This window comes from Endozoicomonas sp. (assembly GCF_965196975.1).
Taxonomy (GTDB): Bacteria; Pseudomonadota; Gammaproteobacteria; order Pseudomonadales; family Endozoicomonadaceae; genus Endozoicomonas.
Genome location: NZ_OZ239981.1, coordinates 1,753,955 through 1,770,050 on the forward strand (window position 1 = coordinate 1,753,955; position 16,096 = coordinate 1,770,050).

Here is a 16,096-nt window from a genome sequence, read left to right on the forward strand (position 1 = left end):
ACTCCACTACTTTAAGCGGCAAAGCTCAATACGACTTATGAGTCAATATTTATTTTTTTATTAATAGGCCTGGATGTAATAATCATATTTTCATTTCGCTTGGTAACCTCCTCAAAAAGGCGATCATATTCTGAAAAAGAGATCTTCCATTCGCCATTTTCGCGAGTATACCGGTCTTGATAGATAGCACTCCCTTCAAAGGTGATGCCTTCATCCAAGTTCACAAATTTATCATGAAGGTACCAGATTCCTCTGGCTCGATCGCCATCCACAGAGATTTCCGGGTGATGTCCTGTATGAATTCCAAACTTAGTTTTAGTAAAACATTCAAGGAAGAAATCGGCCAGTTCATTCCAGCCATTTTTTTTAAATTCATAACTGGGGCTTCTGTAGTGTATCCCTGCGTTCTCGGTAAAAACGGTCTTTAGTCCGTCAATATCTGCGGTATCCAGGAAGCGAAAATAACGCGACTTCAGCTGTTTTATTTCTTCTATTGCAACCAGGTCAAGCATTATTATTTTCCTTTATTGACTGGTGTCGAAACAATTAGTGCAAGCAATAGGTATTAACCTGTTTTTCGCAGATAGCATTCTACCTTATTGCGACTTGCAATGACCAGAATGCCAAACCGATGGTAACGATCAAATTAGTCTTTAGAGGCTGACATTTCTACGGGATGGTGATTGAGTTGTAAAGGCAGGATTATAAAAAATGGAGGCGAGTACCGGAGTCGAACCGGTCTAAATGGAGTTGCAGTCCACTGCATAACCGCTTTGCTAACTCGCCCTGTTTTTAGATAAACAGTTCAATTTAAAGGATGGTGCCCGAGGCCGGACTCGAACCGGCACGATCTTGCGATCGAGGGATTTTAAGTCCCTTGTGTCTACCAATTTCACCACTCGGGCATAACTTGAATACTACAGATTCAAGTCATAAAAAAACAGGCTTTTGCCTGCAATTTTATTCTGGAGGCGAGTACCGGAGTCGAACCGGTCTAAATGGAGTTGCAGTCCACTGCATAACCGCTTTGCTAACTCGCCAGAATTTGGAGCGGGAAACGAGGTTCGAACTCGCGACCTCAACCTTGGCAAGGTTGCGCTCTACCAACTGAGCTATTCCCGCAATCTCGTGCTAGACGACTTGGGCTAACTGCCTGTCAGCGCCCGAACACGAAGCGTATTGTAGGTTTTTTTGTTTTGATGTCAACCGCTTTCCGTCACATCAGTCAGGCTTGTTGAATGGAGAAAGGTCTGGCCAGGCAGCCTTGAGGTAAATATACATAGACCATAGTGTCAGAATGGCTGACAAGTACAGCAGGAGAATACCGAGAAAACCAATCCAGGAGTCCACGGGCACAGGAGATAGTAGCAGTAAAGTAATTGCTGCCATTTGAGCCATGGTTTTAGCCTTGCCAATCATACTGACCGCCACACTTGTACGCTTGCCCAGTTCAGCCATCCATTCTCTAAGAGCAGAGATTACGATCTCACGGCCAATAATAATTAATGCAGGTACGGTTACCCAGAATGCTCGAAATTCATCAATCAACAGGCAAAGCGCAGTTGCAACCATTATTTTGTCTGCCACCGGGTCAAAAAATGCACCAAAAGGGGTCGTCTGATTGAGTCTACGAGCGAGATAACCGTCAAACCAGTCAGTCGCGGCAGCAAAGGCGAAAATACCCGCACAGGCAAGATAGCTCCACTCAAATGGGAGATAAAAAATGATGACGAGAAATGGAACCAGAACAATTCGTGTTAGTGTTAGAAAATTCGGGATGTTCATATAAAGCCAGAAATCAAAGCAGGGAGTTCTAAGGGGCATACGGTACACAGTACTGCCCCCCGGTGCTAGTCATTATGCAAATAATCGTGTATTTGCTGCGCCAGCCTCAGGCTAATGCCTTCGACTTTCTTTATTTCCTCAACGGTTGCATTGCTCACGCCCTCACGACCGCCAAAGAACTTTAGTAGTGCGGATCGTCTTTTGCTGCCAATACCCGGAATATCTTCCAAGACAGAGCGATTTCTTGCCTTTTGTCTGCGCTGTCTATGACCAGTGATGGCAAAACGGTGTGCCTCATCCCTGATCTGCTGGATCAATAATAACGCTGCTTCTGCGCCTTCAGGGTTAAGCTCCTGGCCATTGTAAATCAGTGTTTCAAGTCCTGGCTTCCGAGTCACTCCCTTTGCGACACCAAGTAATGGAATCTCGAGGTTGAGAGCATTAATCACTTCAGAGGCTTTTCCTAGCTGCCCTTTTCCTCCATCAATAATGATAAGGTCTGGCTCTGCCCCCTCCCCTTTGTTTGTCTCGGCAAGCTTTTTGTAGCGCTTATCAAGAGCAATCGCCATAGCGGCATAATCATCACCGGGCTCTATCCCGGTTATGTTATAGCGTCTGTATTCACTGTTCATTGGCCCCTCTGTGCCAAATACCACACAGGATGCGACGGTAGCTTCCCCCATTGTATGACTGATATCGAAGCATTCCATACGCAAAATAGGTTTATCAATCCTCAATAAGTCCTTAAGTTGGAGGTATCTTTGGTTCAGATGACTTTTACTGGCCAGATAACTCTCAAGATTTTGCAGTGCATTTTTGTTGGCCAGATTGAGCCAGTCATGTCGTTCCGAGCGAACCTTGCTCTTAATTTTGACTCTCTTGCCGGAAACGGATTTGATGGCATTCTCTATCGTTTCAGCACCAGATAGCTCAAAAGGAACGACGATCTCCTCGGGAAGATCACGACTGCCAAACAGTCTGACATAGAACTGAGCCATAAAATCTTCGAGATAATCAGCCTGCCCTGCTTCCAGCTTGAAATCAGGAAAATAATACTTGTGACCCAGTACCCTCCCCGCACGAACAAAAAGAACATCAAAACAGGTATTTCCGGCAATGTGAGCAAACCCAATCACATCAATATCACCAGCCGACTTGGTCACCGTCTGCTGCTCCTGAACGGCCCTAAGATGGTTGATTTTGTCTCTTGTTGCTGCCGCTTCCTCAAAATCCAGTGATTCAGCAGCAAGCTCCATGCGTTTTATCAAGGAGCGGATTAACTGCTGGTCTTTGCCTGCAAGGAATTGTCGTGTGTCCTCAAGATCCTGAAGATATTCTTCTTTTGAGACCAGGCCAACACAAGGAGCCTTGCAGCGATTGATTTGATATTGGAGACAAGGTCTGGTTCGGTTTCTAAAATAGGTATTAGTACACTGGCGTATTTTAAATATCTTCTGCAGAAGGTGAAGACTTTCTCTAACAGCTCCGCTACTTGGGTAAGGTCCATAATAATGGCCTTTCTGCCGTTTTCGCCCGCGGCATGAATCCATTCTAGGGAATTCATCATCCCCAGAAATATAGATATAGGGATATGACTTGTCGTCTCGCAGCAATATGTTGTAAGGAGGCCTCCTGTCTTTAATGAGGTTTTGCTCCAGCAGAAGGGCCTCAGTTTCAGTATGAGTAATGGTGAGTTGTATATCGGCAATCTTACTCACCAATGCCATGGTTTTGGTAGTAAGGCCTGTCGCTCTGAAGTAGCTGGACAGGCGGTTTTTCAGGTTTTTCGCTTTACCAATATAAAGCGTTTTACCTTTCTGATCTCGCATGTCATAGACGCCCGGTCGAGTTGAAACCTTTTCCAGAAACGCCTTATGATCAAATTCATTACTCTCTTCACTGCCCGCCATGTACCACCAAATGCGATCAATTTAGTCGTAAAAATATTATATCTGCTGATGGCAATAGAAACGAACAACAATGATGAATGCAATAAACAAATGAAGGGAGGCTCATATGAGCCTTTAAAAATCAGCAGATCACTGAACGGTATCAATCAAATCATGCCGGATAGCAAGGTGTGTCAGCTCAACATCGCTGTTGATATTCAGTTTTTCGAACATCCGGTAGCGATAACTGTTTACAGTTTTGGGGCTGAGACAGAGCTTGTCCGATATTGTCTGCACTTTTTCACAATTCACAATCATCAAGGCTATTTGCATTTCCCGATGAGAGAGCTGGCTGAATGGTGAAGCGCTATCAGGCTCAATGGCTTTCAATGCCATTTGCTGGGCAATTTCCGGGGAAATGTATTTTTTCCCTGTAAAGACGGTTCGAATAGCAGTCACCATTTCAGTAATGTTTGAACTTTTGGTGACATAGCCAGAAGCTCCTGCTTCTATCAGCTTAGTTGGAAATGGGTCATCCATGCAGACGGTTACAGCAATGACTTTGGCGTGAGGATTGATCTGACAAATTTTCCGGGTCGCTTCAAGACCGCCGATGCCCGGCATTCTGACATCCATCAATGTAACGTCAGGAGTATGTTCACGATAGAGATTAATGGCCTCTTCTCCGCTGACAGCCTGAGCAACAATCTCAATGCCATCCACATCGGCCAACATGCGTGAGATTCCAGTTCTCACTAAATCATGATCATCCGCAACCAGAACTCGTATCACAATCTACTCCGGTACGTTTCTTATTGTTTTACTGTGAACGATTATGCACAGAGTTAATGAATCATGAAACCCCAAATGAAAAAAAAGACAGAAGACGGGTAAATAATAACTCATTATTTTGTGGCGTAAAAAAAACCACTTCACGTGGAAGTGGTATCTCGTTGTCATTAAGCAGGCGCTGTCTCTTTAGGTCAGAGTTTGCCTTCGAGCTCTGGAACCGCTTCAAACAGGTCAGCTACGAGGCCATAGTCCGCAACCTGGAATATAGGAGCTTCCTCATCTTTGTTGATAGCAACAATGACTTTACTGTCCTTCATTCCAGCCAGGTGTTGAATAGCACCAGAAATACCGACAGCAACATACAGGTTAGGAGCTACTATCTTACCGGTTTGACCGACCTGCATATCATTGGGTACATAACCGGCATCAACGGCAGCTCGTGAAGCACCAACTGCTGCACCCAGCTTATCTGCAACCTTATAAAGCAGCTCGAAGTTTTCACCGTTACCCATGCCACGGCCACCAGAAACGATAATATCGGCAGCTGTCAGCTCTGGGCGGTCAGACTGAGCCAGTTCCTCGCTGACAAAACTGGATATCCCCGCATCATGACTACTGGCAACCGTTTCAACAGTTGCAGAGCCACCTTCAGGAGAAACTGGGTCAAAACCTGTGCCCCGAACGGTAATCACTTTGATTGAAGCACTGGATTGAACCGTAGCAATGGCATTACCGGCATAAATAGGACGAGCAAATGTATCCTCGCTCTCAACACGGATAATGTCTGACACCTGGTCAACATCAAGCATCGCGGCCACACGAGGCATCATGTTTCTAGCATCCGTTGAAGTTGAAGCCAATATGTGGGAATACTCTTTTCCCAGCTCAGCGACCAGCAAGCTCACATTTTCAGCCAGTCTGTGTTCCAGTGCCGGATTTTCAGCTAACAGAACTTTTGAAACCCCTGATACTGCAGAAGCCTGCTCTGCAACGGCACTGCACCCGGAACCTGCAACCAGCAGGTGAATCTCTCCTCCGATCGCAGTAGCAGCCGCTACTGTATTCAGAGTTCCCGCTCCGAGAGTGCTGTTATCATGATCAGCAACGACTAGTATGGCCATTAGATCACCTTTGCCTCATTTTTTAATTTTTCTACCAGCTCATCCACGCTGGCCACCTTGATACCTGCCTGTCGCTCCGCAGGTGGCTCTACTTTTATGGTGGTTAAAGTAGACGACACTGCTACGCCCAGATCTTCTGGGGATTTAACATCCAGAGGCTTACGCTTGGCTTTCATAATATTGGGCAGTGATGCATAGCGTGGCTCGTTAAGACGCAGATCCGTCGTAATCACTGCAGGGAGCTTTAGACTTAATGTCTGCAAACCACCATCCACTTCACGGGTAACATTAACGTTATCACCCTCAACATTGACTTCTGAGGCATAAGTTGCCTGAGACATGCCAGCAAGTGCAGCAAGCATCTGACCAGTCTGGCCGTTGTCACTGTCAATGGATTGTTTACCCAGAAGAACAAGGTCAGGCTTCTCTTCATCCACAATGGCTTTTAGCAGCTTGGCAACTGCCAGAGAACCCAGGGGTTGGTCAGTCTGAACCTGAATACCTCGGTCTGCACCAAGAGCCAGCGCTGTTCGTATCTGCTCCTGGCACTCTTTGGCACCAAGGGATACTGCAACGATTTCTGTAGCGACACCTTTCTCTTTGAGTCTTACTGCTTCTTCAACAGCAATTTCACAGAAAGGGTTGATTGCCATTTTGACGTTGGTGAGGTCGACGTCAGTGTTATCCGCCTTCACTCGAACCTTGACGTTATAGTCAATGACTCTTTTGACGGCTACTAATATTTTCATGAGTTCGCAGCCTTCCCTTCTCGTTATTGGCTTGATCTTGAATTATCGAACAGATAACGAACAACCGGTTTTTGGGAACCAGACAGATTTTATTATCATTCAGCAACCTGTGTTCACACATCTGCGCAAGCGCAGTCTACCAGCACGTCAATAAGGGTTCAAACGTATGTTCCAACTAGTTCATACAAACGATCTCCTTTAAGACACATGTCTGTTACTATGCTCTACTTGGAATACACCTATTTCTGCTGGCTGCAGGAAGGTGGTGTGAACAAGATAGCAGCTGCCTAGCAGTCGTAAATTTTCTGTGCGTAGGTATTAATAACTAATGACGTGTTGTCCATTCAGGGAAACACTGAGTATAATGCCAAGCAAATTCAAACAGTTGTTTGAATGTCATTCTGAAAAATAACACTCCGACAGGGAGGAAGCTCATCATGGAACGCGAATCCATGGCATTTGATGTCGTTATCGTGGGTGCAGGCCCTTCCGGTTTGTCGGCCGCTTGTCGTCTGATGCAATTGTCTCAGGAGCAGGATAAAGAGCTTAGCGTCTGCGTTGTTGAGAAAGGTTCTGAAGTTGGAGCTCATATCCTCTCAGGTGCAGTTTTTGAACCCACTGCTCTTAATGAGCTGTTTCCCAACTGGAAAGAGTTGGGCGCACCATTAAATACACCAGTATCATCCGATGATATCTATGTGCTTCGTTCTGAAGAAAAATCGATAAAAGTACCCAACCTCTTTGTGCCTAAAACCATGCACAACGAAGGTAATTACATTATCAGTCTTGGTAATCTCACCCGCTGGCTGGCTGAGCAGGCCGAGTCTCTTGGGGTGGAAATTTTTCCGGGATTTGCCGCTCAGGAAGTACTCTTTAATGACGATGGCAGCGTAAAGGGTATAGCAACTGGAGACATGGGGATTTCAGCCTCCGGTGAAGAGAAAGACAGTTTCATGCCTGGTATGGAGCTACATGCCAAATATACCCTCTTTTCCGAAGGGTGCCGTGGGCATTTAGGCAAGGAGCTCATCAGTCACTTTAACCTTGATGAGGGTCGCGATCCTCAACATTACGGCATTGGTATTAAAGAGCTGTGGGACATTGCACCAGACAAGCACCAACAGGGCCTGGTCGTTCATACTGCTGGCTGGCCATTGGCTGAAAGCGGCTCTACCGGTGGCGGATTCCTCTACCATCTCGAGAATAACCAGGTGGTATTGGGCCTGATTACCGATTTGAGTTATTCAAATCCACACCTAAGCCCCTTTGAAGAGTTCCAGCGATTCAAAAAGAGTCCAGTTATCAAACAATACCTGGAAGGTGGAAAACGGGTTTCTTATGGAGCAAGAGCACTGGCTAAAGGTGGTCCGCAGTCATTACCAGAAATGACGTTCCCAGGAGGGGTATTGATTGGTTGTGATGCCGGAACCATGAATGGGGCAAAAATAAAAGGCTCCCATACTGCGATGAAGTCAGGGATGATTGCGGCTGAAGAAGTTTTCAGGGCGGTCAGCGCAGGTTCTGAAGGCGGCAACAAGCTGGAATCGTTTGATGAGGCATTCAAAGCTTCCTGGCTTTATAAAGAACTGCATCAGCAGAGGAATTTTGGTCCTGCCATGCATAAGTTTGGCAACATCTTTGGTGCCGCCTTTGCCTTTGCAGACCTCAATATTTTCAATGGCAAATTGCCATTCACACTGCACGATACAACTCCGGATCACGCACAGCTTAAGCCAGTTGCTGAGTCTAGTCCCATTAACTATCCGAAACCGGATGGGGTTATCACCTTTGATCGTTTGAGTTCTGTCTTCCTCTCAAATACCAACCACGAAGAAGACCAGCCATGCCATCTGAAGCTTGCGGATGCAACGATTCCACTAAAGCAGAACCTTCCGCTTTATGATGAGCCTGCGCAAAGGTACTGCCCTGCTGGGGTTTATGAGATTGTTGTTGATGAAGACAGCGGTGAAAACCGGTTCCAGATAAACAGTCAGAACTGCGTTCATTGCAAGACATGCGATATTAAAGATCCAGCCCAGAATATAACCTGGGTTGCGCCAGAAGGCGCTGGCGGTCCGAACTACCCTAATATGTAATCATCATGAGTGAGGGCGGATCAATCGCCCTCTACAACTCCCAACGAATATTCTCTTCCCTGGCTGCTGATTGTTAGCTCAACCCCACCTTCCACATCTACTGCTGAAGCATCTTCAACTAATTGATAAAAGACATTTCGGTTCACTAACGCATTCAATCGATCCCTGACTCTGATGTACGGCACAGACTCACCAGTATCTTTATACTTCTTTATTACCAGAGGGTGCTCTTTATCCAACACCACTTCATCACCCACATTGGTACTGAATACATACTCAGGCCCATTCTCTCCATCGCGCACCTCGGCAGAAATAGCAACAAACGGCGCGTCATCAACCTGAATTCTTACTTTTTCTACAGGAGTGACCAGATAGTAATGACCATCATCATCATGCCTTAGAACTGAAGCAAATAGTTTTACCATCGACTCCCTGCCAATGGGGGAACCATTGTAATGCCAACGCCCATCCCGGCTGATTCGCATGTCAATATCGCCACAAAATGGCGGATTCCAATTATGCACAGGTGGCAAGCCCTTCTTTTTTTTCAAAAACTCCAGATTTGAAGCGATATTTTCTGGTCTAGATCGATTGCTCACAAAGCTATTCTCCCACGCTTTTTGGCTATTCAGTCCATTATTCCGCCTTCTCCGGAAATAACAAATTTTTGATGCTTCTTAGAGTATTGGAATTCAAATGGATGATCTCATGGCAAAAATGTCAATTTTATCTCTATTTATAATTTAAAAAATAACAAATGCTAACATAAAGAAATAAGTAATGACTCAGGACTGGAGCATGGATCTCTTTAAAATGGTAGCGGGATGCCTTACTGACTGGCTGAGTCGCAACATTCAGGAAAAAGAAAGCCCTCTGTGTGATTTTGAACGCATCAGGCATGAGATTAAGCCCTGTGATGTTCTATTGGTTGAAGGTCGGTCCAGGGTTAGCCAAGTCATTAAGCAAACCACTCAAAGCCCTTGGTCGCACGCGATGCTTTACATCGGCCGACTTCATGATATTGAGGATGACAGAATTCGTCAGGTGGTCAGTAAATCCTACGGCGGCTCCCCAGATGAGCAGCTGATTATTGAGAGTGAATTAGGAATCGGCACAGCCATACAACCGCTGAAAAACTATGAAGGGGAGCATTTGCGTATATGTCGCCCTAAAGGGTTGAGTTATAGCGACAGTCAGAAGGTCATACATTATGCAGTCAGTCGGCTGGGCATGGATTACAACGTAAGACAGATTCTTGATCTGGCCAGGTTTTTCTTTCCCTATTCTTTTCTTCCCAGAAGGCTTGGCTCTTCGTTGTTTCAGCACTCCCCAGGCCAGGAAACAAAAACCGTCTGTTCTACCATGATTGCAGAGGCTTTCAGCTTTATTCATTTTCCCATCCTACCTCTGGTTAAACACGATGGAGATTCTGGCGTACAACTGTTCCAGAGAAATCCAAAGCTTTGCACCCCCAGTGACTTTGACTACTCCCCTTACTTTCAAATTATCAAGTACCCATTTCTGGATTACAGTCATCACGCTGACTACCGCTTACTCCCCTGGCATGGCCAAGGTGTATTGGAAGGTCGGGAAGCGGATTTTTATATGTCTTCTCAGCAAATTCAACAATTGCAGAAAGAAAGCTCTGTTTACCATGAGGTTTTAGAAGAGCCAGATTTCTTGTTGCCCGATGATAAAAACAGCGATGAGAGCGGCTCTATTTCAACCCATTAACCGACACCTCTGAAATACCATTCGCAGCCTTAACGGTTTCGAAAGAATCATCAAAGCAGTCCAAAAAAGGTGAGGTGTAAGGGGAGTTAAAATTGGGTGAACAAAAAAAGAAACCCGCGATTCTGGGGGAAGAATACACGGGCTAAGACCATTAGGAGTGAAACATAGGTACACAATCCAAGTACCAAGGCCATTACTGACCTAGGCTGATTTGATCGTAGGGGGAAGTCGATCAAACCAGCATCATAAGTATGCTTCAGAATCAGAATACGTCCATTGAATATTAAGACATTTTTATAATATTAAGACTATTTCAAAGAAGTGTATTTTGCCCCCCTCCTTATCATTCACACTTTTTCTCAAAGCATAATTTCAAGCAGAAAGACAAAATTCTACCCTAAGGGAGGTCTGGAAGACTGGTTTCAAGCGTAGAGGTCAGTCAGAGAAAGGATTTTGTGCGGAGACTTGAATATGATCAGGGGCTTACCTCAAGGCAAGCCATGCTTCGGTTTGCAGAAAATATCAGGAAACTGGTGTATTAATCTGCTCATACAAAGCATCACAGCGTTGTGACAGCGCTCGATCGATGGCTAACACACCACTTCCCTGGTCTGACTGGTGAGTTCCCCAGGCAACAGTAACCTTTCCCCATTCAATGACAATTCGGGGGTGATGGACATGCGCCTCGGCCAAGCATGCAACAGCATTGCAGAACGCTAATGCTCGAGAGTATTTTTTAAATAAAAAGGACTTTTCAATATGATCAATATTGTCATATTGACAGGATACCCAATCATTCATACTTGCACTCCTGTTAAATAAAAACCGAAATTCAGTCTAATTCAAATATACGGAGATCGCATCAGAAATGCAGGTATGGAGAATATCTGATCGTGCTCAAATAAAATTATTTAATCCATACAAGGCAATCAATAACCAAAGATGCCCCGCAGTTCGCTTACCGGTAACAACCCAATGCATGGGGTGAGCAGTCACCGGATGCCTACTGAACTGCTAAGAGTCAAGATTTGGGGTTAGTAATTCAGCGTTTAGTATCACGCCTTCTCAGTTTCTGCTTCAGTTTCTTCTGACTTCAGTTGCTCAAGCTCTTGTGTTGCAGTGTTCAGTTGCTGCGTCAGTTGCTTTTGCTTACTCTTCAGTCCGCTGTTTTCACCAGTGAGTGTACGATTTTGCTCCTGAAGACGCTTGATCTGCTTCTTCATTCGATCAGGGTTGCTGGCTCTCAGGTCTTTCAGTTCATTTTCCATGTTTTTCAGCTGGGCAGCAGCTTTTTCAGCTTTCTTCTCAGCAGTTTCCAGACGAGATTTGAGCTGGCTTACTTCCCGGTTGTGCTGCTCTGTAATTTCAATAAGAGCTGCCAGGCGTTGCTGTTCAATGATATCCATTTCATTGCTTGTATCAATGCTTCCGCCCATGCTCAGGGTACCCATAGATTCGATTACCTCCGGGGAGTTTTATAAGATAGGAAATAATAAAAAGCTTCTACCAGCGCGAAAATTACGCACCGAAGCGAGAGAAAAATTAAGAAGATATGAGTTATTCTTCATTAAGCGGCTGGTAAAAAGCAGAATATCAGTAGACTAGGTGGCGGATTCTAATACATAAATAAGGATAAGGAAAGGACTATCTGAAAAAATAAGCGGGTAGCGGTCAAGTTTAAAGAATCTTGTTTACCTGAATTGCACGAAATTCAGTCTAACGTTCAGAGGTACACACCAAGACCGGATTGCAGGGTTAGTCTGATAAAATCAATAAGTTAAGATTAAATATACCATAGTACTTAAAGTTAGGTAAAAAGCACTTTAGACAATGCCAGACACAATAACACTTTTGCCAGACCATGTTACTGGGTTCCCGCCTATCGAACATGCACTTGAACAGCCAGATGGGCTTTTAGCTATTGGAGGCAACCTTAAGGTTGATACCCTTCTGATGGCTTATCAAAGAGGTATTTTTCCATGGTTCAATGAAGGCGATCCCATTCTGTGGTGGTCACCATCCCCAAGAATGGTATTGGTGCCAGGCCATTTGCATTTGTCCCGCTCATTACAAAAGCTGCTTCGTAAAAATCGTTATCAGGTTACTTTTGATCATGACTTTCCTGCGGTAATAAATGCTTGCGCAAACAGTCGCAGGAGCTCAGAAGGAACCTGGATCACCGATGAGATGATTACTGCATATACTGCATTACACAATGCTGGATATGCACACTCCATCGAGGTCTGGCGAGAGGGTAAGCTGGTTGGGGGGCTTTACGGAGTGGCCCAGGGACGAGTTTTTTTTGCGGAATCAATGTTCAGCAGCGAAAGTAATACCTCTAAAATTGCCATGACCGCCCTTTCAGAGCAACTCTTGGCCTGGCAGTTTAAACTGATTGATTGCCAAGTCTATTCAGACCATCTGGACTCTCTTGGAGCCCGGCAAATCTCAAGAGCCATGTTTCATGATTACCTTAAACGGTATTGCTCACTGACCTCTTCCTGTGCAAACTGGAAGCAGGAATGGCAATGGAATGACCTTCGATAATGAGCCAGTACAAGAACCTCAGGTTTTATGCTACCCAACCCCATGAATGCAGCTATCTGCCAGAGGAGCAGGCAACAACATTATTTATGGATCCGGAAGTTTTGCTGAATAAGCAATTGTGCAGTGACCTTGCTGAAGTCGGATTTCGAAGAAGCGGCCGACATATTTATCGTCCACACTGTAGCCGATGTCGGGCCTGTATCCCGGCAAGAATACCCGTTGATTCATTCCAAATGAGAAGGACGCAGAGAAAAACCTGGAATAAAAATGCATCAGTTATGGTTTCCAGACTGCCTGCAGATTTTCAAGATGAGCATTACCTGCTTTATGCAAAGTATATCAATCAATGCCACCAGGATGGTGATATGTATCCTGCGACCATTGAGCAGTACACCTCTTTCCTGGTTGAAAGCACCGAATTTACGTCATTTTATGAATTTCGTTTGCATGGGGAGCTGCTTGCAGTATCGGTTGTAGATCACTTGCAAAGCAGCCTGTCTGCGATTTATACCTTTTACGACCCAGATTACTTGCAACGAAGTCTTGGCCGGTACTGTATTTTATGGCTGATAGCAGAAGCCAAAAAACTGGGATTATCCTATCTCCACTTGGGATACTGGATTCGAAATTGCCAGAAAATGAATTATAAAATTGAATACCGACCAGTGGAACTCTATATGAGTCAGGAATGGAGACAGTTGAAATAATGTGACTGGCAGTAAAGGGTGCTTTGCTTTACAAATTGTTTTCAGGCAGAATGCCCAACAAATTTAACCAAGCCGTACCAACCCCTCTGAGGTAGTTATTTAATGGCAAAAGAAGAGAGTCTGGAAATGGAGGGTGTCGTAATTGACACCCTTCCTAATACTATGTTTCGTGTAGAACTGGAAAATGGCCATGTTGTTACAGCGCACATCTCCGGGAAGATGCGCAAAAACTACATCCGAATTCTGACCGGCGACCGGGTAAAGGTAGAACTGACTCCATACGACCTCACTAAAGGCCGTATTACTTACCGTTCTCGCTAACAGGGGTGCTCACTCCTGAGCACCTCCTCCAAACTTCTAGCCTGCCCCACCATCAACAGCCTCAAGATCCGAAGCTCTGCTTTTTGTTGCCTCAAACTTGAGGTGCAACTCACCCTTGCGAACCGTAACTTTTACATTGCCGCCACTCTCGGCAAGCTTTCCAAACAAGATTTGCTCAGCCATGGGCTTTTTCAAGTGCTCTTGAATAACACGACCCATTGGCCTTGCACCCATTTGTCGGTCAAATCCTTTTTCAGCCAGCCAGCTGCGAGCCTTATCATCAACATCCAACTGAACACGCTTTTCATCGAGCTGAGCCTGAAGCTCAGTGAGGAACTTATCAACCACATGTTTGATAATCTCATCATTGAGTGAGGCAAAGGGAATAATCGCATCCAGACGATTTCTGAACTCAGGCGTAAAGGTTTTCTTGATCGCCTCATTGCCGTCTGTCGTATGATCCTGCTCAAGAAAGCCGATGGAACTTCTGGTCATATTTTCAGCACCCGCGTTGGTGGTCATGATCAGAATCACATTACGGAAATCAGCTTTACGACCATTGTTGTCGGTCAGGGTTCCATGATCCATAACCTGCAATAACAGGTTAAATACATCGGAATGCCCTTTCTCGATTTCATCAAGCAATAGCACACAGTGTGGAGTCTTATTGATAGCCTCTGTCAAAAGTCCGCCCTGATCAAACCCAACATAACCCGGAGGTGCACCTATCAGGCGTGATACAGTATGAGCTTCCATGTACTCAGACATGTCAAAGCGGACCAACTCAATTCCCAGGGCTTTTGCCAGCTGGCGACAGACCTCTGTCTTACCTACTCCAGTAGGACCTGAAAACAGGAAGGAACCAACAGGTTTTTCAGGTGCTTTGAGGCCTGCTCTTGAAAGCTTGATAGCCGTGGAGAGTGATGTGATCGCCTCATCCTGTCCGAACACGACCATCTTAAGATTACGCTCAAGCTTACCGAGCAGCTCCTTATCAGAGGAAGAGACAGATTTTGGAGGAATCCTGGCCATCTTGGCGACAATACTTTCTACATCATCGACATCAATAACTTTCTTTCGTTCAGACTCAGGTTGAAGTCTCTGATACGCACCGGCTTCATCAATAACATCAATAGCCTTATCGGGCATATGACGATCATTGATGTAGCGATCTGCCAACTCAGCTGCTGCTTTCAGGGCTTCATCCTGGTATTCAATAGCATGATGCTCTTCGAACTTCTTTTTCAACCCGAGAAGGATCTGGAAGGTATCTTCAACGTTAGGTTCGATGATGTCGACTTTCTGGAATCTTCTTGCCAGCGCCCGATCTTTTTCAAAGATCCCACGAAATTCCTGAAACGTAGTAGAGCCAATGCAACGCAGTTCTCCGGAAGTCAGCATCGGCTTCAGAAGGTTTGACGCATCCATGACTCCACCGGATGCAGCACCTGCACCGATGATGGTATGAATTTCATCTATGAAGAGAATCGCATGATCTAGCTTCTTAAGTTCGCCAAGTAACTGCTTGAATCGCTTCTCAAAATCGCCGCGATACTTGGTTCCAGCTAGAAGTGATCCCAAGTCCAGAGAGTAAACAACAGCCTTGGATAAAACCTCAGGTACGTCACCATCAACAATTCGTCGAGCAAGACCTTCAGCAATCGCCGTTTTCCCTACCCCAGCCTCACCAACCAGTAATGGGTTGTTCTTCCGGCGACGAGTGAGAATCTGGCAGACACGTTCAACTTCTTCAGCCCGGCCAACGAGAGGGTCAATTCTACCCAGGCGCGCCTGATCATTCAGATCGGTTGCATACAGTTTGAGGGGGTTCTTACTGCTGCCGCCACTGCTGCTCTCCGGCTCCATATCATCGGCCAGATCATGACCAAGCTCTTCAAGCTCTTGACCTGGCGTCTTGGATATACCATGAGCAATAAAATTAACAACATCTATACGGGCAACATCCTGCTGCTTCAGGAAATATACGGCCTGACTTTCCTGTTCACTGAAGATGGCAACAAGCACATTAGCACCCGTAACTTCTTTCTTCCCTGAGCTTTGAACATGAAATACAGCACGCTGAAGAACACGCTGAAACCCAAGCGTTGGCTGGGTTTCACGCTCACTGTCATCATCAGGAATCAGAGGTGTTGTAGAGCTGACAAACTCGGTGAGATCCTGGCGAAGTTTATTGAGGTCAATGCCACAAGAAACCAGGACTCTTGCTGCAGACTCATTATCAAGCAAGGCAAGTAATAGATGCTCCACCGTCATAAATTCATGGCGGTTGTCACGTGCATCTTTAAATGCATTATTCAGTGTTGCTTCGAGGTCTTTGTTGAGCATATGGTGTAA

General features: G+C 45.4%; 15 protein-coding genes and 4 tRNA genes. 5 read left to right on the forward strand and 14 right to left on the reverse strand.

Going from position 1 to position 16,096, the window contains the following annotated elements:
* Positions 1-35: 35 nt before the first annotated feature.
* The 10 genes from ACOCLE_RS07720 to ACOCLE_RS07765 form a co-directional block, all read right to left on the reverse strand.
* Complete coding sequence (locus tag ACOCLE_RS07720) at positions 36-512, reverse strand: nuclear transport factor 2 family protein (RefSeq protein ID WP_419536218.1); 477 nt, start codon at positions 510-512, stop codon at positions 36-38.
* Between the two features lie 200 nt (positions 513-712).
* A tRNA-Cys gene (locus ACOCLE_RS07725) sits at positions 713-786 on the reverse strand.
* A gap of 32 nt (positions 787-818) precedes the next feature.
* Positions 819-905: transfer RNA gene (locus ACOCLE_RS07730), tRNA-Leu, on the reverse strand.
* A gap of 61 nt (positions 906-966) precedes the next feature.
* Positions 967-1,040 (reverse strand) — tRNA-Cys (locus ACOCLE_RS07735).
* A 6-nt stretch (positions 1,041-1,046) separates the two neighbouring features.
* Positions 1,047-1,122 (reverse strand) — tRNA-Gly (locus ACOCLE_RS07740).
* Between the two features lie 99 nt (positions 1,123-1,221).
* Positions 1,222-1,785, reverse strand: a complete 564-nt coding sequence (gene pgsA, locus ACOCLE_RS07745; RefSeq protein ID WP_419537174.1) for a CDP-diacylglycerol--glycerol-3-phosphate 3-phosphatidyltransferase — start codon at positions 1,783-1,785, stop codon at positions 1,222-1,224.
* Between the two features lie 65 nt (positions 1,786-1,850).
* Positions 1,851-3,695, reverse strand: a complete 1,845-nt coding sequence (gene uvrC, locus ACOCLE_RS07750) for an excinuclease ABC subunit UvrC (RefSeq protein ID WP_419536219.1) — start codon at positions 3,693-3,695, stop codon at positions 1,851-1,853.
* Positions 3,696-3,824: 129 nt separating this feature from the next.
* Positions 3,825-4,466, reverse strand: coding sequence for a UvrY/SirA/GacA family response regulator transcription factor (gene uvrY, locus ACOCLE_RS07755; RefSeq protein WP_419536220.1), 642 nt, complete (start codon positions 4,464-4,466; stop codon positions 3,825-3,827).
* A gap of 191 nt (positions 4,467-4,657) precedes the next feature.
* Positions 4,658-5,587 (reverse strand): electron transfer flavoprotein subunit alpha/FixB family protein, encoded by a 930-nt coding sequence (locus ACOCLE_RS07760; RefSeq protein ID WP_419536221.1) that lies wholly within the window; start codon positions 5,585-5,587, stop codon positions 4,658-4,660.
* Positions 5,587-6,336, reverse strand: coding sequence for an electron transfer flavoprotein subunit beta/FixA family protein (locus ACOCLE_RS07765; protein WP_419536222.1), 750 nt, complete (start codon positions 6,334-6,336; stop codon positions 5,587-5,589). The genes ACOCLE_RS07760 and ACOCLE_RS07765 overlap by 1 nt, the downstream gene beginning before the upstream one ends.
* A gap of 437 nt (positions 6,337-6,773) precedes the next feature.
* Here ACOCLE_RS07765 and ACOCLE_RS07770 point away from each other — a divergent pair, with 437 nt between their 5' ends.
* The gene (locus ACOCLE_RS07770) at positions 6,774-8,432 is read left to right on the forward strand and encodes an electron transfer flavoprotein-ubiquinone oxidoreductase (RefSeq protein ID WP_419537175.1); all 1,659 of its coding nucleotides are present in this window, start codon (positions 6,774-6,776) and stop codon (positions 8,430-8,432) included.
* 20 nt (positions 8,433-8,452) lie between these two features.
* Here the strand turns inward: ACOCLE_RS07770 and ACOCLE_RS07775 are convergent, their stop codons facing one another.
* Positions 8,453-9,031 carry a DUF1285 domain-containing protein gene (locus ACOCLE_RS07775; RefSeq protein WP_419536223.1) on the reverse strand — a complete coding sequence of 193 codons (579 nt, stop codon included), beginning with the start codon at positions 9,029-9,031 and terminating at the stop codon, positions 8,453-8,455.
* Between the two features lie 199 nt (positions 9,032-9,230).
* On the opposite strand from ACOCLE_RS07775, the gene ACOCLE_RS07780 reads away from it, so the two are divergent.
* Positions 9,231-10,166, forward strand: coding sequence for a YiiX/YebB-like N1pC/P60 family cysteine hydrolase (locus ACOCLE_RS07780; protein ID WP_419536224.1), 936 nt, complete (start codon positions 9,231-9,233; stop codon positions 10,164-10,166).
* 522 nt (positions 10,167-10,688) lie between these two features.
* Here ACOCLE_RS07780 and ACOCLE_RS07785 read toward each other — a convergent pair.
* Positions 10,689-10,967 carry a 4a-hydroxytetrahydrobiopterin dehydratase gene (locus ACOCLE_RS07785; protein ID WP_419536225.1) on the reverse strand — a complete coding sequence of 93 codons (279 nt, stop codon included), beginning with the start codon at positions 10,965-10,967 and terminating at the stop codon, positions 10,689-10,691.
* A gap of 254 nt (positions 10,968-11,221) precedes the next feature.
* Positions 11,222-11,617, reverse strand: a complete 396-nt coding sequence (locus ACOCLE_RS07790; protein ID WP_419536226.1) for a hypothetical protein — start codon at positions 11,615-11,617, stop codon at positions 11,222-11,224.
* A 400-nt stretch (positions 11,618-12,017) separates the two neighbouring features.
* Here ACOCLE_RS07790 and aat point away from each other — a divergent pair, with 400 nt between their 5' ends.
* The 3 genes from aat to infA all read left to right on the forward strand — a co-directional run bounded on the left by aat (position 12,018) and on the right by infA (position 13,741).
* Entirely contained in the window at positions 12,018-12,713 is a 696-nt protein-coding gene (gene aat / locus ACOCLE_RS07795) for a leucyl/phenylalanyl-tRNA--protein transferase (protein WP_419536227.1), read from the forward strand.
* Positions 12,713-13,420: an arginyltransferase gene (locus tag ACOCLE_RS07800; RefSeq protein WP_419536228.1), complete on the forward strand. Its 708-nt coding sequence runs from the start codon at positions 12,713-12,715 to the stop codon at positions 13,418-13,420. Before aat ends, ACOCLE_RS07800 begins: the two co-directional genes overlap by 1 nt.
* A gap of 102 nt (positions 13,421-13,522) precedes the next feature.
* On the forward strand, positions 13,523-13,741 hold the full coding sequence (gene infA, locus ACOCLE_RS07805) for a translation initiation factor IF-1 (RefSeq protein WP_020583463.1): 219 nt from the start codon (positions 13,523-13,525) through the stop codon (positions 13,739-13,741).
* A gap of 36 nt (positions 13,742-13,777) precedes the next feature.
* Here the strand turns inward: infA and clpA are convergent, their stop codons facing one another.
* A complete protein-coding gene (gene clpA, locus ACOCLE_RS07810; protein ID WP_419536229.1) occupies positions 13,778-16,087 on the reverse strand; it encodes an ATP-dependent Clp protease ATP-binding subunit ClpA in 2,310 nt (769 codons plus the stop codon).
* Positions 16,088-16,096 lie beyond the last annotated feature (9 nt).

Excerpts from the sequence above, each read along its gene's own strand:
- ACOCLE_RS07720 (WP_419536218.1), bottom strand. The coding sequence starts at position 512 with ATGCTTGACCTGGTTGCAATAGAAGAAATAAAACAGCTGAAGTCGCGT.
- pgsA (WP_419537174.1), bottom strand. The coding sequence starts at position 1,785 with ATGAACATCCCGAATTTTCTAACACTAACACGAATTGTTCTGGTTCCA.
- uvrC (WP_419536219.1), bottom strand. The coding sequence starts at position 3,695 with ATGGCGGGCAGTGAAGAGAGTAATGAATTTGATCATAAGGCGTTTCTG.
- ACOCLE_RS07760 (WP_419536221.1), bottom strand. The coding sequence starts at position 5,587 with ATGGCCATACTAGTCGTTGCTGATCATGATAACAGCACTCTCGGAGCG.
- ACOCLE_RS07765 (WP_419536222.1), bottom strand. The coding sequence starts at position 6,336 with ATGAAAATATTAGTAGCCGTCAAAAGAGTCATTGACTATAACGTCAAG.
- ACOCLE_RS07770 (WP_419537175.1), top strand. The coding sequence starts at position 6,774 with ATGGAACGCGAATCCATGGCATTTGATGTCGTTATCGTGGGTGCAGGC.
- ACOCLE_RS07780 (WP_419536224.1), top strand. The coding sequence starts at position 9,231 with ATGGATCTCTTTAAAATGGTAGCGGGATGCCTTACTGACTGGCTGAGT.
- ACOCLE_RS07785 (WP_419536225.1), bottom strand. The coding sequence starts at position 10,967 with ATGAATGATTGGGTATCCTGTCAATATGACAATATTGATCATATTGAA.
- ACOCLE_RS07790 (WP_419536226.1), bottom strand. The coding sequence starts at position 11,617 with ATGGGTACCCTGAGCATGGGCGGAAGCATTGATACAAGCAATGAAATG.
- ACOCLE_RS07800 (WP_419536228.1), top strand. The coding sequence starts at position 12,713 with ATGAGCCAGTACAAGAACCTCAGGTTTTATGCTACCCAACCCCATGAA.
- infA (WP_020583463.1), top strand. The coding sequence starts at position 13,523 with ATGGCAAAAGAAGAGAGTCTGGAAATGGAGGGTGTCGTAATTGACACC.
- clpA (WP_419536229.1), bottom strand. The coding sequence starts at position 16,087 with ATGCTCAACAAAGACCTCGAAGCAACACTGAATAATGCATTTAAAGAT.